Genomic DNA, 20,881 nt, shown 5'->3' with positions numbered 1-20,881 from the left:
TCAGCTGCTTCTCTTCTGATGCCGCTGTCGTCGACTCTCACGTGCGCCGAGTGGTCGTGAATGTCTGCGCTTTGGAGTGACGACGCGGCCCGGCTTCGGTGTGCCTGCTGCCCCGTGCCCGAGGCTGTCGGGCGACCGGACCCGCTCCGGTCTTGCAGCCGCTGGGCTACGGGAGGTTGCGGTGCACATTCTGCTGGTGGCGAGCGCGTTCAACAGTCTCACTCAGCGTGTCCACGCCGAATTGCGGGACCGAGGCCACAGTCTGGACGTACATCTCGCATCCACTGACGATGCGCTGCGCGACGCACTCGGCGCCTGCCGGCCGGAGCTGGTCATCGCGCCCATGCTGAAGAGGGCCATCCCCGAGGATGTGTGGCGGGGACACACCTGCCTCATCGTTCACCCCGGCCCCGTCGGTGACCGGGGCCCCTCCTCACTCGACTGGGCGATCAGCGCGGGCGTGGACCGTTGGGGCGTCACCGTGCTCCAGGCCAACCGCGAGATGGACGCCGGCGACGTGTGGGCATCGGCCGTCTTCCAGGTGTCTCCGGTCGGCAAGAGCGACCTGTACCGCAACGAGGTGTCGGACGCCGCGTTGGACGCGGTGCTCCTGGCCGTCGACCGATTTGCCTCGGGCACCTACGCGCCCCTGCCCCAGGCTCAGGTGAGAAACAGGGCCGCGGCGGGAACCCGCCCCTCCTACCCCCAAGGCCTGCGGCGCATCCGCTGGTCGCGCGACAGCACCGAGACCGTGGTGCGCAAGCTGCGCGCTGCCGACTCGTCCCCGGGCGTGCTGGACGAACTCCTGGGCAACGAGTGGCACTTGCACGGGGGCTATCCGGAGGACGAACTGAAGGGGCGCCCAGGGGAGTTGCTCGCCACCAGGGCCGGGGCGATCTGCCGGGCGACAGTGGACGGCGCCGTATGGATTCCCGAACTGAGGCGCCGCCGCAGACCGGGGGAGCCCAGGCCGTTCAAACTGCCGGCCGTTCAGGCCCTCGCCGACCGGATCCCCGAGCTTCCGGAGAGCGTCTTCGCGCCTGACGCGGACCGCGACCGGCGTACCTGGTCCGACATCAGCTACCGCGAGGAGGGGGCGGTCGGGTTCCTGTCCTTCTCCTTCCCGGGCGGCGCCATGAGCACGTCGCACTGCCGGCGCCTGCTCGACGCCTACCGGGCCGCCTGCTCGCGACCCACTGCCGTGCTCGTCCTCGGCGGCACCCGGGACTTCTTCTCCAACGGAATCCATCTGAACGTGATCGAGGCGGCCGATGATCCGGGCGCCGAGTCCTGGGCCAACATCAACGCGATGAACGACCTGGTCGAGGCCGTCCTGACCACCACTGACCGCCTGGTGGTCAGCGCCCTGGGCGGCAACGCGGCCGCGGGCGGGGCCATGCTGGCCCTCGCCGCGGACGAAGTGTGGTGCCGCGCGGGCGTGGTACTCAACCCGCACTACCGTCTGATGGGGCTGTACGGGTCCGAGTACTGGACCTATACGCTGCCGCGCCGCGTGGGCGCCGACGTGGCCGACCGGCTGACGCAGGAGGCGCTGCCGGTGAGCGCGTTGGTGGGGCTGCGGGCGGGTCTGGTGGACCGCCTCGTCGAGTGCTGTCCCCAGGACTTTTCCGCCGAGGTGACCCGTTTGGCCGTCCGGCTCGCCCATTCCTCCGGGATGCAGGAGCGCATCGCGGCGAAGAAGCGGACACGGGAGCGGGACGAAGCCGTCAAGCCGCTGTCCCTCTACCGGGAAGCCGAGCTCTCCAGCATGCTCCGCACCTTCTCGGATCCCCAGGCCCCCTACCACGCGTTGCGGCGCGCATTCGTGCGCAAGGAGCCCTCCACCGAGGCGCCGTCCCACCTGATCCGCGCCGGTGCGGGGGGTCGGTGACCTGTCCGGGTGGTCTGCGCGTGCCCGCGCACGGCCGCGTCGCGCACCGACCGGGTGCCTGCTATCAAGGAATACGAGGGCAGGTTTGTGCCCTTTCGTCGCATCCGTCCCCCTAGGAGGCATCCCTATGGATGCAGCAACGCCGACCGTGGTCGACTCCGACGTACCCGATCTGCCGACAGAGGAAGAATCCCCGACGATTCACATCCTCTGGATCAACGCGGGGCTGAGCTGCGACGGCGACTCCGTGGCCCTGACGGCGGCCATGCAGCCGAGCATCGAGGAGATCGTGCTCGGCGTGCTGCCCGGCCTGCCGAAGATCGCCGTCCACTGGCCGCTGATCGACTTCGAATGCGGACCCGTCGGCGGTGCGGACACCTTCATCGAGTGGTTCTTCAAGGGGGAGCGCGGCGAGATCGACCCCTTCGTGCTGGTCGTCGAGGGATCGATCCCCAACGAGTCCATCAAGCCGGAGGGTTACTGGTGCGGTTTCGGTGACGATCCGGAGACGGGCCAACCGATCACGACGAGCGAGTGGATCGACCGGCTCGCGCCCAAGGCGCTGGCCGTCGTGGCCATCGGGACCTGCGCCACCTACGGCGGCATCCACGCGATGGCGGGCAACCCGACCGGCGCCATGGGCGTGCCCGACTACCTCGGCTGGGACTGGAAGTCCCAGGCAGGCATCCCGATCGTGTGCGTACCGGGATGTCCCATCCAGCCGGACAACTTCTCCGAGACTCTGACCTATCTGCTCTACCAGGCGGCAGGCTCGGCCCCGATGATTCCGCTGGACGACAAGCTGCGTCCGACCTGGCTGTTCGGGGCCACCGTCCACGAGGGCTGCGACCGGGCCGGCTACTACGAGCAGGGCCAGTTCGCCACCACCTACGACTCACCCAAGTGCCTCGTCAAACTGGGCTGCTGGGGACCCGTCGTCAAGTGCAATGTGCCCAAGCGCGGCTGGATGAACGGCATCGGCGGCTGTCCGAACGTCGGTGGCATCTGCATCGCCTGCACCATGCCCGGCTTCCCCGACAAGTTCATGCCGTTCATGGACGAGCCGCCCGGCGGCAAGCTGTCCAGCGCGGCGAGCGGCGCGTACGGGTCGTTGATCCGAAAGCTCCGCTCCATCACGGCCAACACCGTGGACAAGGAGCCCAAGTGGCGCCACCGCGGCGAGGAGTTGACGACCGGATACCGGCCGCCGTGGTGAATGGATGTCCCGCACGGCGCCCTCGGGTGGCCGTCCCAGGTGATCCGACCTCCCGTACGAAGACTTGACGAAGGGCGCTGCACAGAAGATGGCACCGAAGACGAAGACCGACGGCAACGAACTGGTGGAGATGTCCTGGGATCCGATCACCCGGATCGTGGGAAGCCTCGGCATCCACACCAAGATCGACTTCAAGCAGAAGCGGGTGGCGGAGTGCTACAGCACGTCGTCGGTCTTCCGCGGCTACAGCGTGTTCATGCGGGGCAAGGACCCCCGCGACGCGCACTTCATCACCAGCCGCATCTGCGGCATCTGCGGCGACAACCACGCCACCTGCTCCGTGTACGCGCAGAACATGGCGTACGGAGTGAAGCCGCCGCACCTCGCCGAGTGGATCATCAACCTCGGCGAGTCCGCTGAGTACATGTTCGACCACAACATCTTCCAGGAGAACCTGGTCGGGGTCGACTACTGCGAGAAGATGGTCCGCGAGACCAACCCCGGCGTGCTGGAACTCGCCGAGCGCACCGAGGCGCCGCACGCCGCGGAACACGGCTACCGCACGATCGCCGACATCATGCGCTCGCTCAACCCGCTCGAGGGTGAGTTCTACCGCGAGGCCCTCCAGGTCAGCCGCTACACCCGGGAGATGTTCTGCCTGATGGAGGGCCGCCATGTGCACCCCTCCACGCTCTACCCGGGCGGTGTGGGCACCATCGCGTCGGTCCAGCTCTTCACCGACTACATGAGCCGCCTCATGCGGTACGTGGAGTTCATGAAGCGCGTCGTTCCCCTGCACGACGACCTGTTCGACTTCTTCTACGAGGCACTGCCCGGGTACGAGGAAGTCGGCCGCCGCCGCGTGCTGCTCGGCTGCTGGGGCGCGCTCAACGACCCCGAGTACTGCGACTTCACGTACGCCAACATGAGCAACTGGGGACGGAAGATGTTCGTCACCCCGGGCATCATCGTGGACGGCAAACTCGTCACGAACGACCTCACCGAGATCAACCTCGGCATCCGGATCCTGCTCGGCAGCTCGTACTACGAGGACTGGCAGGGCCAGGAACAGTTCGTCACCCACGACCCGCTCGGCAATCCGGTCGACCCGCGCCACCCCTGGAACCAGCACACGATCCCCGCTCCCCAGAAGCGCGACTTCGAGGGCAACTACAGCTGGGTGATGTCCCCTCGCTGGTTCGACGGCAAGGACTACCTGGCGCTCGACACCGGCGGTGGCCCCATCGCCCGCCTGTGGTCGACCGCGCTGTCGGGACTCGTCGACACCGACTACGTCAAGGCCACGGGCGACAGCGTCGTCATCACCCTGCCCCGCACGATGACCAAGCCCGAGACGCGCTTCGAGTGGAAGATCCCGAAGTGGAGCAACGCGCTGGAGCGGAACAGGGCCCGTACGTACTTCCAGGCCTACGCCGCCGCCATCGCGCTGCACTGCGCCGAGAAGGGCCTGGCGGAAGTCCGCGCCGGACGTACCCAGACCTGGGAGAAGTTCGAGGTGCCGGACGAGGGACTGGGCGTCGGCTTCACCGAGGCGGTGCGCGGAGTCCTGTCCCACCACATGGTGATCCGCGACGGCAAGATCGCCAACTACCATCCCTATCCGCCGACTCCGTGGAACGCCAGCGTGCGGGACACCTACGGGACGCCCGGCCCGTACGAGGACGCCGTGCAGAACACCCCGATCTTCGAGGAGAACACCCCGGAGAACTTCAAGGGCATCGACATCATGAGGGCCGTGCGCAGCTTCGACCCCTGTCTGCCCTGCGGCGTCCACATGTACGTCGGTGGCGGCAAGACCGTGCAGAAGATGCACGTGCCGACCGGACTGAGCGGCCTGGCCGGATGAGCGCGGCCACCACCACGGCCCGGCCGCAGGGAAAGACGGCGGTGAACGCGGCGGAGGCCGGCCGGCGAGTCGAGGAGATCATCGACCACCTGACCTCCGAGGACGACTCCGAAGCCGCCCGGGCGGCCGAGGAACTGGTGCGCGTACTGATGGACTTCTACGGCACCGGCCTGGCCCGCATGGTCGCGCTGCTCGACGCGGCCGAGTCCGAGGGCGAACCGCTCGCCGCACTGCTCGACGACGAACTGGTCACCAGCCTGCTCGTCCTGCACGACCTGCACCCCGAGGACACCGCCACGCGCATCTCCCGTGCCCTGGGCAGCGTGCGCAGCCATCCCGTCGAGCTGGTGAGCTTCGACGAAGCCACCGGCACGTTGCACCTGCGCTCCGCGGAGAGCTCGGGCTGCGGCTGCGCGAGCACCGCGGCGGCCGGCCGTCAGGCGGTGGAGGATGCACTCGCCTGCTTCGCGCCGGAAGTGACGACGGTCGAGATTCAGGGGGCGGAATCCTCCCAGGAACCCCCTCTGCTGCAGATCTCGCGGCGGCCCTCAACTGCTGCCGGCAGCGCGCCCGTCTCGCCGAAGGCACCATGAGTACGCCGCACGAGCGGACTCGTCCGCCCGCATCGGGGCTGCGGCGGTTCGCGGCGCCGCGCACGCCTCGGCCCGAGACGTGCGAACTGTGCGGAGCGCCGATCGACGACGGCAACCACCGGCACATGGTCGACACGGAGAACCGCGCCCTCGCCTGCGCCTGCACGCCGTGCGCCATGCTCTTCGAGCAGAGCGGCGCGGGTGGCGGGAGGTTCCGCACCGTCCCGGACCGCTATATGGCCGACCCGGACCATCACCTGGACCCCGGTGCCTGGGAGCTCCTGCAGATCCCGGTCAGCGTCGCGTTCTTCTTCCGCAATGCCTCGCTCGACAGACTGGTCGCGCTCTACCCCAGCCCGGCGGGCGCCACCGAGAGCGAACTCGACCCGTCCACCTGGCAGACCGCACTCGGCAAGAGCCGTCTGGCCGAACTGCTCGAACCCGACGTGGAGGCGTTGCTCCTGCGGCGGGTGGAGGAGCGGACCGAGTGCTATCTCGTGCCGGTCGACATCTGCTACGAACTCGTGGGACGGATGCGCATGCTGTGGCAGGGCTTCGACGGCGGGGCGGAGGCCCGTGCCGATCTGACCGCGTTCTTCGATCACATCGCGCAGCGGGCCAGGACACCTGAGGAGGCGCACCGTCGATGACGGAGTTCTCGTTCTCCTGCGTGGGCGTGCGCGCAGACCAGTACGCCGCCGGCCCCACCCTGGTCTTCCGGCTGCGCATCGACGCGTCCGAGCAGACGCGCGTGCACGCGCTCGCCCTGCGCTGCCAGATGCGCATCGAACCGGCCAAGCGCGGCTATGACGCCGACGAGGCCGAAGGACTGCATGACCTCTTCGGCCAACGAGCCCGCTGGGGCAGCACCCTGCAGCCGCTGCAGTTCGCACAAATCTCCCTCATGGTCCCCAGTTTCACCGGGCAGACCGACGTCGACCTGGTCGTGCCCTGCACGTACGACATGGACGTCGCCGCGACCCGCTACTTCCACGCTCTGTCGAGTGGCGACGTGCCGCTCCTCATGCTCTTCTCCGGGACCGCGTTCACCGGGGCCGGAGGGTTCCACGTCGAGCCCGTGCCCTGGGACCGGGAGGCCGCCTGTCTCATGCCGGTCAAGGTGTGGCAGGAGATGATCGACCAGCACTTCCCGGGAACCGGCTGGATGAGGCTGCCCCGCGACACCATGGACGATCTGCTGGCGTTCCGTTCGCGGCTGGCGTTGTCCTCCTGGGAAGCGACGGTGCGCACCCTCCTGGAATCCTCTGACGCGGACGCTCTGTCCCGGACCACCGAGAGGTCGGCGCCGTGACGACAGCCATGTTCAGCCAGGAGACCGAGTCACGGTTCGCCGCCGCCCGCGCGGTGGCCGACGCGGTGCTGTTCGAGGGCTACGTGCTCTACCCGTATCGGGCGTCGGCGGCCAAGAACCGGCTGCGCTGGCAGTTCGGAGTGCTGGTCCCGCCCGCCTGGGGTGCGGACTGCGACGAGCACGACTTCCAGCACACCGAGTGTCTGGTGGAGCCCAGGGCGGGCGCCACCCTGTCGGTCGAGGTGCGTTTCCTGCATGCTCAGCGCCGCACGGTGCAACGGGCCTGCCAGGACGGCTCGTTCGAGGACACGTCCGAACTGTCGCTCCCGGACCGTGTGCTGGTTCCCTGGGACGAGGGCGCGGAGGAACGCGTCGAAGTGACCGCCACCGTGGCCGAGCTCGCCGGCGACGGAGTCACAGTCCCCTTCAACCGCCCCGCGCGCGAGGAGACCGAACTCGTACATGACGCCGAGGGCCGACTGGTGGGACGACTCGTCCGCCGGTGCGAAGAGGTCAGCGGAGTCGTACGCCTCTCCACGAGCGAAGTCGACGGCCCCTACCGGGTCTCACGGCTGACCGCCGTGGTGGAGAACACCAGCACCTGGTCCCCGGACGACGGGAGAGCCGACCGTGACGCCGCGCTCCCGCACTCGCTCGTCGCCGCACACCTGTTGCTGTGTCTCAGCGCAGGCTCGTTCCTCTCCATGACCGATCCCCCGGAATGGGCCAAAGGCGCTGTCGCCGCGTGCCGCAACCTGCACACCTGGCCGGTACTCGCCGGCGAGCCGGGCCAGGCGGACCTGATGCTCTCCTCGCCGATCATCCTGGAGGATCATCCGGCCGTCGCCCCCGAAAGTCCCGGAGCGCTGTACGACGCCACCGAGATCGACGAGATCCTGGCCCTGCGCACCGCGGCCCTCACGGATCAGGAGAAGCGTGAGGCCCGCGGCACGGACGCGAAGGCCGCCGCCGTGATCGACCTGGCCGAATCCATGCCTCCCGAGGTGCTGGAACGCCTGCACGGCGCGGTTCGCTCACTGCGGGAAGTGACGGGCTCTGCCCCGAAAGCGCCCGGCGACGAGGTCGAAGCGGACCTTCTCGTCGAGCCGGGTCAGCCGCATGTCGTCATGCCCGAGACCCCCTGGTGGAATCCGGAGGGCGACACCGGCCTGGACCCGGCCCGCGACGAGATCTCGGTCGACGGCCGGCCGGTGAGTGCCGGAAGCCGGGTGATCCTGCGCCCGGGCCGGCGTCGCACCGACGCCCAGGACCTGTTCCTGCACGGACGCACCGCGCTCGTCGAGGCCGTGTTGCACGATGTCGACGGGGGCGTGCATCTGGCGGTGACCGTCGACGGCGACCCGGGCGCCGACATCCGTCGCGAGCAGGGACGTTTTCTGTACTTCCAGCCCGACGAGATCGCACTACTGGAGGACGAGTGACCGGGGACGACAAGACCGGCGCTCGAACGCTCGTCGCCGGCGTGGGGAACATTTTTCTCGGCGACGACGGATTCGGCGTCGAGACGGTGCGCGTACTCGCAACACACCATCTTCCCGAGCACGTCGAGGTCATGGACATCGGCGTACGGGGGGTGCACCTCGCGTACCAACTGCTCGACGGATACGACACCCTCGTGCTCGTCGACGCCACCGCCCGCGGCGGTGACCCAGGCACGCTCTACCGCATCGAAGTCGACTCGCCCGGTGACATCGCGCCGCAAGGACCCGTGCTCGACGGCCACCACATGTCGCCGGACGCGGTCCTGGCCCTGCTGGAGACCCTCTGCTCCGGGACCGGCGGGACACCTCCCGGCCGCACCGTCGTGGTCGGCTGCGAGCCCGCATCCCTGGAGGAAGGCATCGGTCTGAGCGCTCCGGTGGCCGCCGCGGTTCCGGAAGCCGTGCGTCTGATCCAGACGATCGTGAGTGAGGGCGAGGCGCCCGTGGTCGGTACCGCTGCCCATGAGGCCCGTAAATGAGGAGAGGTTCATGAAGAAGTCCGTGATCGGGGCCATCGCCGTCGTCGCGCTCGCCGTGCTGGCACGGCAGTTCGTGCCCGACGTCCAGCGCTACCTGCGAATGAGAAGCATGTGACGACCTGCTTGCGCCGAACGGTGCACCCGGGCAGGGGATTCGGCGAGCCCCGCGGCCGCTCGGCAGCGGGCCCCCTGTAATGGAGCCGAGCGCAATGGCCGCCCTGCGATCGGCCTCTGCCAGGACGGAGACCGATGCACGAGATGTCCATCGCCATGGCTGTCGTCGGCCAGGTGCAAGAGGCGGCGGAACTGAACGGCGGGGTCACCGCGGTCAGTTCGGTGCGACTGCAGGTCGGCGAGCTCGCCGGCGTCGTCCCGGACGCGCTGTCCTTCTGCTTCGAACTCGCCTGTGCCGAAACCCTCCTCGAGGGGGCCGAGCTTGTCACCGAGTCCGTGCCCGGCCGGGCACGCTGCTCACCTTGTGCCGACGAATGGGAGGTGGGCATGCCCCCGCGACTGTGCTGTCCGCGCTGCGGTGAACCGACGCCGGAACTGCTGGCGGGCCGAGAGCTGCAGATCGTCAGCGTGCGCTGGGAGGAAGAGCCGGCCACCCGACGACGAACCTGCGAACCGATCTCCGAGGAGCGCTGAGTCATGTGCCGAACCGTGGACCTGCACCAGGCGGTGCTCGCGAAGAACGACGCGACCGCACACGCTCTACGCGCCGAACTCGCGGGCCGCGGCACCACGATGGTCAATCTGCTGTCCAGCCCCGGGAGCGGGAAGACGGCCCTGCTGGAACGCGAACTCCTGCGCGCCCGTGAGCGCGGAGTGCCGACCGCCGCGCTGACCGCCGACCTCGCCACCGAGAACGACGCCAGACGACTGGCCCGGTCCGGCGTGCCGGTCAAGCAGGTGCTCACCGACGGGCTGTGCCACCTCGAAGCCTCGATGCTCGGGCGGCACCTGGAAGGCTGGCTGCCGGAAGCCACCCGCCTGCTGTTCGTGGAGAACGTCGGGAACCTGGTCTGCCCGGCCTCCTACGACCTCGGAGAGGACCTTCGAGTCGTCCTCGCTTCCGTCACCGAAGGCGAGGACAAGCCTCTGAAGTATCCCACTGCCTTCGGCCTCGCGCACCTGGTCGTGGTCACCAAGGCCGACATCGCCGAAGCGGTCGAGTTCGACGAGGAGGCCTTCCGCGCGCACGTCGAGCAGGTCAATCCCGGAGTGGAGGTCGTCCTGACCTCGGCCCGACGGGGCAGCGGTGTGGGGGAGTTGCTCGATCGCGCCCTCGCGGTCGCGGACGGCGGGGCCGTCCACGAGCCGGTCATGGCCGCACAGCCGCACGAGCACCACCACCACGATCACGTGGACGACGTCGTCCTGACGCGGCCCCTCCCGTGAGCACACTTCAGCCCGGCCCGGCCGTGGCCCAGGCGGTTCAGCGCCGTCGCGTCACCGTACGAGGTGTCGTACAGGGTGTCGGGTTCCGTCCTTTCCTGTACACCCTGGCCACGTCGCTGGAGCTGGCCGGGCATGTGACGAACACCGAGGACGGTGTCGTCGCCGAGGTAGAGGGAGATCACTCCGCCGTCGCCCGGTTCTGCGACCGGATCGCTCAACAGGCCCCGCCACTGGCCCTGGTGGAGTCCGTGGAACACGAGCAGGTCCCCGTCGTGGGCGGCAGCGGATTCGCCATCGTCGTCTCGCGGTCGCAGGGAACGTCACGCACTCTCGTCTCCCCTGACACGGCCACCTGTGCCGCGTGCCTCGCCGAAATGGCCGACCCCGGAGACCGCCGGCACCGTCACCCGTTCATCACGTGCACACACTGCGGGCCGCGCTTCACCATTGTCACCGGACTCCCTTACGACCGTGCGCACACCACCATGGCCGGTTTCCCGATGTGCGCCGACTGCACACGCGAGTACACGGACCCGGCCGACCGCCGATTCCACGCCCAGCCCGTCTCCTGCCGCTCCTGCGGCCCGCGCCTGAGCCTCGTGCACGCGGCGCCCCGACCTGATACCGACGCCGACCCGATCCACGAGGCACGCGCCCTCCTGGCTGCCGGCGCCATCCTCGCCGTCAAGGGCATCGGCGGCTACCACCTCGCTTGCGACGCCGAGAACTCCCGGGCCGTGTCCGCGCTCCGCAGCCGCAAGGGGCGGGGCGACAAGCCGTTCGCGGTGATGGTGAAGAGCCTCGCCGACATCGAGCACCTGGTGCACATCAGTCCCCCCGAGCGGAGCCTTCTCACTGGTGGTGTCCGCCCGATTGTTCTGCTGAGAAGTCGAGTTGATGCCCCGCCAGGGGAGCTTCGGCTCTCGGACGCGGTGGCGCCGGGCAGTCCCGATCTGGGGGTCATGCTTCCGTACACCCCCGTGCACCACTTGCTGCTCGGCCTGCCCGGGGACCCGGACGGGCCGCGCGTGCTGGTGATGACCAGCGGCAACGTGGCCGGTGAGCCCATCGTCACCGACGACGCCGAGGCATTGGAGCGGCTGGCGCCGCTGGCCGACGCCTGGCTCACCCACGACCGCCCCATCCACGTGCCCTGCGACGACTCCGTGGTGCGCGTGTGCGACGGGGAACGGATGACGGTACGTCGCGCGCGTGGCTATGCCCCGCTGCCGGTCTCCCTGCCGGTGCCCGTCACGCCCACGCTCGCCGTGGGGGGAGACCTCAAGAACACCTTCTGCCTCGGCGAAGGCAGGAGGGCCTGGCTGTCCGCGCACATCGGGGACATGGACACCCTTCAGACCCAGCACGCCTTCGCGCGCGCAGAACGGCAGTTGGAGACGATCACAGGTGTGGAACCCGGACTGCTGGCGGCGGACCGGCACCCCGGCTACCGATCCGGGCAGTGGGCCGAACGGCACGCGAACACCCGCCGGGTCGTACGCGTGCAGCACCATCACGCCCATGTCGCCGCGGTCATGGCCGAGCATGGCCTCGACGGCACCGGGCCTGTCATCGGCATCGCATTCGACGGCACGGGATACGGCGACGACGGGGCGGTGTGGGGCGGCGAGATCCTGCTCGCGGAATACGACACGTCCCGGCGTCTCGGGCATCTGGCGTACGTCCCCCTGCCGGGAGGCGACGCCGCCGTGAGCCGCCCGTACCGGATGGCGCTCGCGCATCTGAGGGAAGCGGGCATCGCATGGGCGGACGACCTGCCCAGTGTGGCCGCCTGCCCGCACGACGAACGGCGGGTACTGGCCCAGCAGTTGGAGCGGAATCTGAACTGTGTGCCGACGTCGAGCATGGGCCGGCTCTTCGACGCCGTCTCCTCGCTGGCAGGCGTGTGCCACCGGGTGGGATACGAGGCACAGGCCGCCATCGAGCTGGAGGCGGCCGCACTGCGGGCGGCCGCGGACGAAGATAGCGCCGGCTACCGGTTCGCGCTGAGTCCGAAGACGTCGGAGCCGATGACCGCCGACCCCGGACCTGTGGTGCGAGCCGTGGTCGAGGACGTCCGCGCAGGCGCGGAGCCGGAGGTCGTCGCGGCCCGCTTCCATGCGGGAGTGGCAGATCTCGTACGCCGGATCTGTGCGGTGGCGCGCGACCGGCACGGCACGGCCACTGTCGTCCTGACCGGTGGTGTGTTCGCCAACGCCCTGCTGTCCTCGGCATGCGCACGGGGGCTCCGGCGGGACGGATTCACGGTGCTGCGCGCCGGCGAAGTCCCGCCGAACGACGGGGGACTGGCGCTCGGTCAGTTGATGATCGCGGGGCGTGCAATCCCCGTATGACTCTGCAGTCGGCAAGCCGGATCGGACCACCACAGCGAGGAGAGTCCCCATGTGCCTGGCGGTACCCGGGAGAGTGACGGAAATCGAGGATCGAGACGGCACCCGCATGGCCACCGTCGACTTCGGCGGCGTGGTCAAGGAGGTGTGCCTGGAGTACCTGCCGGACCTTCAGGTGGGCGAATACGCCATCGTCCATGTGGGATTCGCGCTCCAGAAACTGGACGAGGAATCGGCCAGGCAGACGCTGGAGCTCTTCGAGAGTCTCGGCATGCTCCAGGAGGAGTTCGGCGACCCGTGGGAGCTTGCGGCCGAAGCAAGCGGACCTCAGTGGGCCGACGACGAGGAAGTACCACAGGAGGCCCGACAGTGAAGTACCTCGACGAGTTCCAGGATCCGGACCTGGCGCGGCGTCTGCTCGACGACATCCACTCCGTGGTGACCAGGCCGTGGGCCCTCATGGAGGTGTGCGGCGGACAGACGCACACCATCATCCGGCACGGGATCGACCAACTCCTGCCCGATCAGGTGGAGTTGATCCACGGGCCGGGGTGTCCCGTGTGCGTCACCCCGCTCGAGGTCATCGACAAGGCTCTCGAGATCGCCTCCCGGCCGGGAGTGATCTTCTGCTCCTTCGGCGACATGCTCCGGGTGCCGGGGACCGGCCGAGACCTCTTCCAGGTGCGCGGTGAGGGCGGCGACGTGCGCGTCGTGTACTCGCCGCTGGACGCCCTGCACATCGCCCGGCAGAACCCCGACCGGGAAGTGGTGTTCTTCGGCATCGGCTTCGAAACCACGGCCCCGCCCAATGCCATGACGGTCTATCAGGCACGCAAGATGGGCATCAGGAACTTCAGTCTCCTGGTGTCGCACGTGCGGGTCCCGCCGGCGATCGAGGCGATCATGGAGTCCCCGAACTGCCGGGTCCAGGGATTCCTCGCCGCCGGACATGTCTGCAGCGTGATGGGCATCGGCGAGTATCCCGGACTCGCGGACCGCTATCGCGTTCCGATCGTGGTCACCGGCTTCGAACCTCTCGACATTCTGGAAGGCGTACGCCGGACCGTGCGGCAACTGGAGCGGGGTGAGCACACGGTCGACAACGCCTATCCGCGCGCTGTCCGGCCCGAGGGAAATGCCGCGGCCCAGGCCATGTTGGCGGACGTCTTCGAGGGCACCGACCGGGCCTGGCGCGGCATCGGTGTCATCCCGAACAGCGGCTGGCGGCTCTCCTCCCGGTACCGCGACTTCGACGCCGAGCACCGATTCTCCGTGGCCGGCATCGACACCCGTGAACCCGCGGAGTGCCGCAGCGGCGAGGTTCTGCAGGGCCTGCTGAAGCCGAACGAGTGCGCCGCGTTCGGCACCACCTGCACACCGCGCAATCCACTCGGAGCCACGATGGTCTCCAGCGAGGGTGCGTGTGCCGCCTACTACCTGTACCGACGCCTCGACATCACCACCGCGCCGCTGGAGGCGAGCCCCGTTGCCTGAGACCACCACCCAAGTGACAGCCGTGGATCCGACCGCATGGACCTGCCCGGTGGCGTTGCGTGATCATCCGAGGGTGGTGATGGGACACGGCGGGGGAGGGGCACTCTCCGCCGAACTGGTGCAGCACGTCTTCGCGCCCGCCTTCGGCGGCGAGACGCTGTCGCAGCTCGGTGACTCCGCCGCCATCTCCCTCGGCGGTGCCCGGATGGCGTTCTCCACCGATTCCTACGTGGTGCGGCCCCTGTTCTTCCCGGGCGGCAGCATCGGCGACCTCGCGGTCAACGGCACCGTCAACGACCTCGCGATGAGCGGCGCGCGGGCCGCCTACCTGTCCTGCGGCTTCATCCTGGAAGAGGGTGTCGAGATGTCCGTCGTGGCCCGGGTCGCCGAGACTCTCGGCGCGGCCGCACGGACCGCGGGCGTCGAGGTGGTGACCGGTGACACGAAGGTCGTCGAGAGCGGTCACGGAGACGGTGTCTTCATCAACACCGCCGGGATCGGGCTCATCCCGTCAGGCGTGGACATCCGCCCCCAACGTGTCGTCCCCGGCGACGTAGTCATCGTCAGCGGTGACATCGGCGTTCACGGAGTGGCGATCATGAGCGTGCGTGAGGGTCTGGAATTCGGTGTCGAGATCGAGAGCGACTGTGCGGCGCTGGGCGGCCTGGTGGACTGCATGCTCGCCGTGACACCGGACCTCCACGTGCTGCGCGACCCCACCCGGGGCGGACTGGCCGCCGCGCTCAACGAGATCGCGGTCGCCTCCGGCGCCGGCGTCGTCATCCGGGAAGGTGACGTGCCAGTCCCGCCCGCCGTGGCCAACGCCTGCGCGATCCTGGGTCTCGACCCCCTCTACGTGGCCAATGAGGGAAAACTCGTGGCGTTCGTTCCGCGCGAACACGCGGACGCCGTCCTCGACGCGATGCGCGCTCATCCACTGGGTGCGAACGCGCGAGTGATCGGCGAGGCCGTCGCGGAGCATCCGGGCATGGTCGTCGCCCGCACCGGCCTGGGCGGCACACGCGTCGTCGACCTGCCGATCGGTGAACAACTCCCGAGGATCTGCTGACGATCGGAGCACTCGGACAGGAGGTGCGACGGAGCGTGGACGAGGGCGGCGGTGCCCGATGAGAGCACCGCCGCCGGGCCGGGGGCCGCACCGTCGCAAGCGACATGGCAGCTGTGTCGCCGAGGGCACCGTCGCAGGACACACAGACCTCTCGACCTCGCTGATGGCCTCGCGCGTGGGATCTGGAGCACCCAGCCGGCCAACGGAACAGACGACCGAGGTCCCCTCGTCTGCACACACGCATCACCTGGAGCCGCGGGTCGGAGGGTCGATCACCAGCACGAGCTTCCCGCGCACGTGGCCGTCTTCGCCGACTCGGTGCGCTTTGGCGACTTCGGCGAGCGGGAAGGTCTGCGCGACGGGCAGTGAGAAGCGCCCGGACTCGATCAACTCACCGATCTCGCCGAGCACATGGACCGCACGGCCGCTGTCCCCCCGGCTGAATGTGACCCCGTGCTCCTGAGCGCCGGTGAAGTCGGCGATCGTCACCACATGCCCCGGGCCGCCCGCGAGCCCGATGAGCTCGGGCAGGATGCCGCTCCCGGCCACGTCGAGTGCGAGATCGACGCCTTCGGGCGCGAGTGCGTGAACCCGGTCGACAAGGCCCTCGCCGTAGGCCACGGGTTCGGCCCCCAGCGAGCGAAGATACTCATGGTTCGACGGACTCGCGGTGCCGATCACGCGCGCACCGCGCACCACGGCGAACTGAACCGCGGCGCTGCCGACACTTCCGGAGGCCCCGTTGATCAGCAGCGTGCTGCCGCTTGCTACGCCGAGCTGGTCGAGCGCGCGCACGGCCGTCTCGTTGGCGGCCGGCAGCGCGGCAGCGCTGGGAAAGTCGAGTGACGGCGGGATCGGCGCATAGTGGGACAGCACCGCCAGCCCGGCCTGGGCCGCCCCCTCGGTGGAGAAGCCGAACACGCGATCGCCGACGACCACGTCCGTAACGCCGTCGCCCAGTTCGTCGACGACGCCCGCCGCTTCGTAGCCCAGAGTCTGCGGAAGCTCCTCATCCATCAGGCCCTTGCGCTTCTTCCAGTCGCTCGCGTTGATGCCGGCTGCGCGCACCTCGATCCGGACCTCGCCCGGACCCGGATGCGGATCGGGCAGATCCACGATCTCCAGAACCTCCGGGCCACCGAACCGACTGAAACGGACTGCCCTCATCATTCACTCCGATCTCGACCCCGAGGTGTCGCGGTTGCCGCGCATGGACAGCCTGCCACCCTCGCCTGCCGGACCCGAGTCAGCGCCACATGCCCGGTGGCCGGAGGGCGGGCAGTGCGTGGGCCCCGCTCATGCCGTCCGATACTGCCTCCAGCACCGTGAGCAGGAAGGCTTACGGAGCCATGCACTGTGACCGCACCGCACCGCACGGCAGCCGCTCTCAAGGACCATGCGCTGTCAACGCGCCCATGCCTACCTGGAGATGAGCAATCGGGTCCCCTGCTATGGTGCGCCGATGTCATCGATCAAGAAGTTCCAAGTCACCTTCGACTGCGCGGATCCTGAGCGCGTCGCTCGCTTTTGGTGCGAGGTGTTGGGATACGTCGTACCGCCGGCGCCGGAGGGGTTTGCCACCTGGGACGATTACAACCGCTCGCTGCCGCCTGAGCGTCAGGGTGCAGGGTTTGTCTGCATGGAACCCTCAGGTGTGGGCCCGCGCATGTACTTCCAGCGTGTCCCCGAAGGGAAGGTTGTCAAGAACCGGGTGCATCTTGACGTGCGGGTCGCCACCGGGCTCGTGGGTGAAGAGCGGCTCGCCGCACTCGAGGCCGAGTGTGCGCGTCTGGTCCCGCTCGGCGCGGTGCGCGGGCAACTGCTGATTGCCGATGAGTACAACGAGTCGTGCCTCGTCATGCAGGACATCGAGGGCAACGAGTTCTGCCTCGACTGAGCATCCTCCGAGCCGGCAAGGTGGAGAGATGTCTCCCTGTTTGCGGGGGTCGAAGTCGCCGCGGGGCGGGTTGAACATGTGGTGCACGGCCACATCCCATTCACCGGGTGCCGCATCGTCGATGTAGGCGAGTGGCGCTCGGCCATCAGCCTCTCGGCGGGCTAGGTCCACTGCGGCGTGGTGCGTGACCCGAAGTCGTTCCGCAACTTGGGGACTTGTGTCGCGCCAGCCCTGCGCGCGCCGTGGTGCCCGCGGGCGCCCGCCAGGGGCGTAGGAGCCGGGGGCGTCAACGTTACCTACCGGTCGGTGCGAACCCCACGCCGCAGGCCCATGCCGTCGATCGCGGCAGTGCTTCTCGTCGCAGCTGAACTCTTGCGGGCGCCCCGGTGAAACGTGATCGATCTTGGCTCGGATCTGATGAATGATGATTAGTCTCCGCTGCCATGAAACAAATACGCGCAGCGGGCGGGCTCTGTCTCGTACTGCTGTTCCTCGTCCTGGGTGCCGGCGCCCAGCCGGCCATGGCGCATGTCTCGCGCGAGCATGCCGAGCTCGTCGTTTCCACCGGTGTCAACGTGACCAGCGGCCGTCTCATCGTGCACCGCGACGTGGTGTCCCCCGTCGATGCCGGTGCCTGGGCAGCCAGGGTGCTGCCCGCCGGCTGCCCGGCCACCGGCTCGGGTGTGCCCGGCGACGACGGCGGGGTTCCCGGCGGTGTCGTGATCGAGCTGGCGTGGAGTTGCCACCTCGACGCGCTCGACCTGAGCACGCTGCTGAAGAAGGGCGGACTGAACCAGGTCGTGGTCGAGTTCGACGGCACCGCGGTCGACGCCGACGCGGCCGCGCCCCTCGTCGACGCGAAGGGCGCACACGCGCCACCGGAGTTCCCCTGGCTCACCGTCGCACTCGTGGCGGCGGGCGGGGTCGCACTCGTCCTCGTGGCCCGGTCCTTGCCGACCCTGCTCCGTGGCCTGCGCACAGGCCGCCGTATCCGTGTCGCGACCGCCGGAGTGGTCGTCCTGTCCTTCCTCGCGCCCCAGGCGGCGTTCGCCGACGACACGGCGCCGGGCGTCGACACCGTCACTGTCGAGGGCACCGTCTTCAGGGACGGCAACGCCAACGGCAAGCGGGACAGGGACGAGCGGGCGATGCCCGGCGTCGATGTCACCGACGGCGCCGCCTGGACGACGACGCGCGCCGACGGCTCGTACACCCTGGAGATCGATCCGGCGCGCCGCGAAACGGACCTCGTCAGCATCGTCTCGCCCGACGGGTACACCCCGGCCCTGCGCAAGGACTACATCCCGCAGTTCTTCCACAAGGTCCCCGAGACCGGTGGCAGTGGCGTCGACTTCGCGCTCGTTCCGGACCGCAACGCCTCTCGCCCCACCGAGAAGTGGGTGATGAACTCCGACCCCGAGGTCGGCAACCGCACCGACGCCGAGGCCCGCACCGCACTGCCCCAGTGGACCGGCCAGGTGCGGGCGATGTCGGAGGTCGACGGCGCGACGATGCAGATCGCGACCGGGGACCTGACCGTCACGGACTACGCGGAAGAGCCACGACGCCAGGGCGCGTACGACCTGTTCAGCAAGGGGCTCGAGACGGGGCGGCTCGGCCACCCCTTCTACCCCGTGATGGGCAACCACGACTTCGGCGGCACGGCCACCTCCAAGGGCTATGCCGGCAGCCTGGAGTACTTCCGCCGCAACCTCGCCCCCGAGTGGTACAGCTTCGACCGCAACGGCCGCCACGTCGTGGTGCTGGAGGACAACTACGACGCCAGCGGGCTCGGACCGCAGCTGGAATGGCTGCGCAGAGACCTCGCCCGGCACGCGGTCGGCAAGCAGGTGCTGGTCTTCGCGCACCGCTCGCTGTTCACCCAGTGGGGCCCCGGCGCGGGCATGCAGCCGACCATCGACGAACTGGCCAAGTACGACGTACGGATGGTCGCGGCCGGGCACAACCAGCAGGCGGAGTTCCGTCGCGGCGCCTTCAAGCGGGCGGTCGAGATCAACAATCAGGGCACGTACGGCATCGACGGCGCCCACCCCGACTACAAGGTGCTCGACTTCAGCGGGATCACCGACGATCCTCGCACGAGCCGCAACGAGGACACCGGCCATGTGACAGGCATTCACCGGCAGTTCGACATCGACGACGACTCCGCACTCGTCAGCCCGGCTCAGGACAGCGTCCACGGGGCGAGGGCCGGGGTGCCCGTCGAGGTGTACGCGGAGGACGACGGCCGTACCCCCGCGAAGGCCGCGCTGACCGTGCGGGACGGCCGAGGCCATGTCGTGAAGCGGACGAACACGCGGTTCGGCACGGGAGCCGCCAAGCCCGGCATCCAGAACTGCTACACCCCGCCCGGCGGCAAGACCGAACCCTGCCCCGACGCTCGCGGGGCATGGACCCGGGCGAGCGGCACGCCGCTGCGCGGACTGCGGCCCGGCACCTACACCGCCGAGGCGACGGCGTACGACACCAGGGGCAAGGCGTTCCCGGTGCAGAAGAGCACCTTCGACGTCGTCGCCGACTCCGAGCTGACCAAGCCGAAGACCGGTCAGGACTGGCTGAGGCAGGGCGGCGACGAGGCAGGACGTTCCGCGAGCGGCGACGACCCGGGCGAACGGCTCGACCTCAAGTGGACCCGGCACACCGGCGAGCAGTTCAACCTGAACGGCTCGGTGATCGCGGACGGCAGACTCATCGTCTCCTCCCGCGCCTTCGACTCGCCGTACAGCATGATGCTCGCGTACGACATCGCATCCGGCCGGGAAATCTGGCGTACCTACCTGGACGGCGACGCCGAATCGGCGCCGACCCTCCACGGGGGACGGGTCTATCTGACGACCGGAGTCGGACGGATCTATGCCCTGGACGCCAAGGACGGGCACGTCGCCTGGGAGTCGATCGACCGTGAGGAGACCCACGGCGACACCGTGCGCCGCTACGGACGCGCGGGCGGACCGGTGAGCGTCTTCCAGCTCACCGGCCAGGACCGTACCGTCGCCGTCTACCAGGACGTGAACATGGTCCGCTGCCGGGACGCCAGGACCGGCGCGCTGCTGCCGGGCGGCTTCGGGGCCGCGTTCTCCTGGGGCCAGGCGCACAGCACCGCCGTCCGCGAGCCGGGTTCCGACACGGCCTATCTGCACTCCATGTCGAGCAACACCGTCGTCGCGATGGACCTCGCGAAGTGCACCCAGCTGTGGGCGAAGGACACCGCGGGTGACATCGACAGCCACTCCTCGCCGGTGCTGACGCAGCCCGTGTCGGGCCCGGCGAAGCTGGTGACGTTCACGGCGTACGGCGTCCGTGGGCACGACCCGCAGACGGGCGCGGTGACCTGGGAGTCCAAGCTCGGCGGCGGCAGCGTCTGCGAGCCCGGCCGGGCCCCGCTCACCAGCCCCGCCGTGTGGGGTGACATGGCCTATGTCGCGGGCCGCGACGGTGTGGTGCGCGGCTACGACACGAGTGCGTCCGATCCGTCGAAGCCGGTGTGGGAGACCAAGGCCGGGTACCTGCCGGGCAAGAGTCCACTGGACGACCCCTGGCGGGTCGCCATGGGCTGTGACACCGGCGCGGGATCACCCACGATGCACCCCTTGGTGACGAAGTCCCTGGTGTACGTGGGGACATGGGACGGCCGTCTGCTCGTGCTCGACCGGGCCACCGGCAGGCAGCAGGCCGCGTACAACCTCGGCGGGGGAGTGGCTTCAGCGCTCTCCGTCAGCGGTGACTGGGTCTTCGCCCTCACGGACGACGGCACGGTCCACGCGCTGGCCGCGCGCCGGGACTGAGAG

General features: G+C 69.2%; 18 protein-coding genes. 17 read left to right on the top strand and 1 reads right to left on the bottom strand.

The window, feature by feature from the left end:
• Positions 1-181 precede the first annotated feature (181 nt).
• From ACZ67T_RS16115 to hypE, 15 genes are all read left to right on the top strand, one after another.
• Entirely contained in the window at positions 182-1,891 is a 1,710-nt protein-coding gene (locus tag ACZ67T_RS16115) for a hydrogenase maturation protein (RefSeq protein WP_469984494.1), read from the top strand.
• A gap of 127 nt (positions 1,892-2,018) precedes the next feature.
• Positions 2,019-3,107 carry an NADH-quinone oxidoreductase subunit B family protein gene (locus tag ACZ67T_RS16110; protein ID WP_469984493.1) on the top strand — a complete coding sequence of 363 codons (1,089 nt, stop codon included), beginning with the start codon at positions 2,019-2,021 and terminating at the stop codon, positions 3,105-3,107.
• Between the two features lie 88 nt (positions 3,108-3,195).
• Complete coding sequence (locus ACZ67T_RS16105; RefSeq protein ID WP_469984492.1) at positions 3,196-4,974, top strand: nickel-dependent hydrogenase large subunit; 1,779 nt, start codon at positions 3,196-3,198, stop codon at positions 4,972-4,974.
• Positions 4,971-5,567, top strand: a complete 597-nt coding sequence (locus ACZ67T_RS16100) for a hypothetical protein (RefSeq protein ID WP_469984490.1) — start codon at positions 4,971-4,973, stop codon at positions 5,565-5,567. Before ACZ67T_RS16105 ends, ACZ67T_RS16100 begins: the two co-directional genes overlap by 4 nt.
• Positions 5,564-6,217, top strand: a complete 654-nt coding sequence (locus ACZ67T_RS16095) for a DUF5947 family protein (RefSeq protein ID WP_469984489.1) — start codon at positions 5,564-5,566, stop codon at positions 6,215-6,217. Before ACZ67T_RS16100 ends, ACZ67T_RS16095 begins: the two co-directional genes overlap by 4 nt.
• Positions 6,214-6,879 (top strand): DUF6084 family protein, encoded by a 666-nt coding sequence (locus ACZ67T_RS16090; protein ID WP_469984488.1) that lies wholly within the window; start codon positions 6,214-6,216, stop codon positions 6,877-6,879. The genes ACZ67T_RS16095 and ACZ67T_RS16090 overlap by 4 nt, the downstream gene beginning before the upstream one ends.
• Before the next feature lie 8 nt (positions 6,880-6,887).
• Positions 6,888-8,321: a hypothetical protein gene (locus ACZ67T_RS16085; protein ID WP_469984994.1), complete on the top strand. Its 1,434-nt coding sequence runs from the start codon at positions 6,888-6,890 to the stop codon at positions 8,319-8,321.
• The gene (locus ACZ67T_RS16080; protein ID WP_469984486.1) at positions 8,318-8,860 is read left to right on the top strand and encodes a hydrogenase maturation protease; all 543 of its coding nucleotides are present in this window, start codon (positions 8,318-8,320) and stop codon (positions 8,858-8,860) included. Before ACZ67T_RS16085 ends, ACZ67T_RS16080 begins: the two co-directional genes overlap by 4 nt.
• A 10-nt stretch (positions 8,861-8,870) precedes the next feature.
• Positions 8,871-8,975, top strand: a complete 105-nt coding sequence (locus tag ACZ67T_RS16075; protein ID WP_469984484.1) for a DUF6893 family small protein — start codon at positions 8,871-8,873, stop codon at positions 8,973-8,975.
• A 134-nt stretch (positions 8,976-9,109) separates the two neighbouring features.
• Complete coding sequence (locus tag ACZ67T_RS16070; protein ID WP_469984482.1) at positions 9,110-9,508, top strand: hydrogenase maturation nickel metallochaperone HypA/HybF; 399 nt, start codon at positions 9,110-9,112, stop codon at positions 9,506-9,508.
• Between the two features lie 3 nt (positions 9,509-9,511).
• The gene (gene hypB, locus ACZ67T_RS16065) at positions 9,512-10,261 is read left to right on the top strand and encodes a hydrogenase nickel incorporation protein HypB (protein WP_469984480.1); all 750 of its coding nucleotides are present in this window, start codon (positions 9,512-9,514) and stop codon (positions 10,259-10,261) included.
• Positions 10,258-12,615 carry a carbamoyltransferase HypF gene (gene hypF, locus ACZ67T_RS16060; protein ID WP_469984478.1) on the top strand — a complete coding sequence of 786 codons (2,358 nt, stop codon included), beginning with the start codon at positions 10,258-10,260 and terminating at the stop codon, positions 12,613-12,615. Before hypB ends, hypF begins: the two co-directional genes overlap by 4 nt.
• A gap of 49 nt (positions 12,616-12,664) precedes the next feature.
• Positions 12,665-12,985: a HypC/HybG/HupF family hydrogenase formation chaperone gene (locus ACZ67T_RS16055; RefSeq protein ID WP_469984476.1), complete on the top strand. Its 321-nt coding sequence runs from the start codon at positions 12,665-12,667 to the stop codon at positions 12,983-12,985.
• Complete coding sequence (gene hypD / locus ACZ67T_RS16050; protein ID WP_469984475.1) at positions 12,982-14,106, top strand: hydrogenase formation protein HypD; 1,125 nt, start codon at positions 12,982-12,984, stop codon at positions 14,104-14,106. The genes ACZ67T_RS16055 and hypD overlap by 4 nt, the downstream gene beginning before the upstream one ends.
• A gap of 79 nt (positions 14,107-14,185) precedes the next feature.
• Positions 14,186-15,175: a hydrogenase expression/formation protein HypE gene (gene hypE / locus ACZ67T_RS16045; protein WP_469984993.1), complete on the top strand. Its 990-nt coding sequence runs from the start codon at positions 14,186-14,188 to the stop codon at positions 15,173-15,175.
• A 243-nt stretch (positions 15,176-15,418) separates the two neighbouring features.
• Here hypE and ACZ67T_RS16040 read toward each other — a convergent pair whose 3' ends face one another.
• Positions 15,419-16,342, bottom strand: a complete 924-nt coding sequence (locus tag ACZ67T_RS16040; protein WP_469984473.1) for an NADP-dependent oxidoreductase — start codon at positions 16,340-16,342, stop codon at positions 15,419-15,421.
• 295 nt (positions 16,343-16,637) lie between these two features.
• On the opposite strand from ACZ67T_RS16040, the gene ACZ67T_RS16035 reads away from it, so the two are divergent.
• Together ACZ67T_RS16035 and ACZ67T_RS16030 are read left to right on the top strand one after the other, a co-directional pair.
• A complete protein-coding gene (locus ACZ67T_RS16035; RefSeq protein WP_469984471.1) occupies positions 16,638-17,072 on the top strand; it encodes a VOC family protein in 435 nt (144 codons plus the stop codon).
• A gap of 443 nt (positions 17,073-17,515) precedes the next feature.
• On the top strand, positions 17,516-20,878 hold the full coding sequence (locus ACZ67T_RS16030) for an outer membrane protein assembly factor BamB family protein (protein WP_469984469.1): 3,363 nt from the start codon (positions 17,516-17,518) through the stop codon (positions 20,876-20,878).
• The last annotated feature ends 3 nt before the right edge of the window (positions 20,879-20,881 follow it).

It is taken from the genome of Streptomyces sp. NPDC107517 (assembly GCF_055582645.1).
This window is presented reverse-complemented; position numbering and strand designations above follow the sequence as displayed.

What these genes read in the sequence shown, in the direction of transcription:
- ACZ67T_RS16110 (WP_469984493.1), top strand. Translation starts at nt 2,019, where the DNA reads ATGGATGCAGCAACGCCGACCGTGGTCGACTCCGACGTACCCGATCTG.
- ACZ67T_RS16105 (WP_469984492.1), top strand. Translation starts at nt 3,196, where the DNA reads ATGGCACCGAAGACGAAGACCGACGGCAACGAACTGGTGGAGATGTCC.
- ACZ67T_RS16100 (WP_469984490.1), top strand. Translation starts at nt 4,971, where the DNA reads ATGAGCGCGGCCACCACCACGGCCCGGCCGCAGGGAAAGACGGCGGTG.
- ACZ67T_RS16095 (WP_469984489.1), top strand. Translation starts at nt 5,564, where the DNA reads ATGAGTACGCCGCACGAGCGGACTCGTCCGCCCGCATCGGGGCTGCGG.
- ACZ67T_RS16090 (WP_469984488.1), top strand. Translation starts at nt 6,214, where the DNA reads ATGACGGAGTTCTCGTTCTCCTGCGTGGGCGTGCGCGCAGACCAGTAC.
- ACZ67T_RS16085 (WP_469984994.1), top strand. Translation starts at nt 6,888, where the DNA reads ATGTTCAGCCAGGAGACCGAGTCACGGTTCGCCGCCGCCCGCGCGGTG.
- ACZ67T_RS16075 (WP_469984484.1), top strand. Translation starts at nt 8,871, where the DNA reads ATGAAGAAGTCCGTGATCGGGGCCATCGCCGTCGTCGCGCTCGCCGTG.
- ACZ67T_RS16070 (WP_469984482.1), top strand. Translation starts at nt 9,110, where the DNA reads ATGCACGAGATGTCCATCGCCATGGCTGTCGTCGGCCAGGTGCAAGAG.
- hypB (WP_469984480.1), top strand. Translation starts at nt 9,512, where the DNA reads ATGTGCCGAACCGTGGACCTGCACCAGGCGGTGCTCGCGAAGAACGAC.
- ACZ67T_RS16055 (WP_469984476.1), top strand. Translation starts at nt 12,665, where the DNA reads ATGTGCCTGGCGGTACCCGGGAGAGTGACGGAAATCGAGGATCGAGAC.
- hypE (WP_469984993.1), top strand. Translation starts at nt 14,186, where the DNA reads ATGGGACACGGCGGGGGAGGGGCACTCTCCGCCGAACTGGTGCAGCAC.
- ACZ67T_RS16040 (WP_469984473.1), bottom strand. Translation starts at nt 16,342, where the DNA reads ATGAGGGCAGTCCGTTTCAGTCGGTTCGGTGGCCCGGAGGTTCTGGAG.
- ACZ67T_RS16035 (WP_469984471.1), top strand. Translation starts at nt 16,638, where the DNA reads ATGTCATCGATCAAGAAGTTCCAAGTCACCTTCGACTGCGCGGATCCT.
- ACZ67T_RS16030 (WP_469984469.1), top strand. Translation starts at nt 17,516, where the DNA reads ATGAAACAAATACGCGCAGCGGGCGGGCTCTGTCTCGTACTGCTGTTC.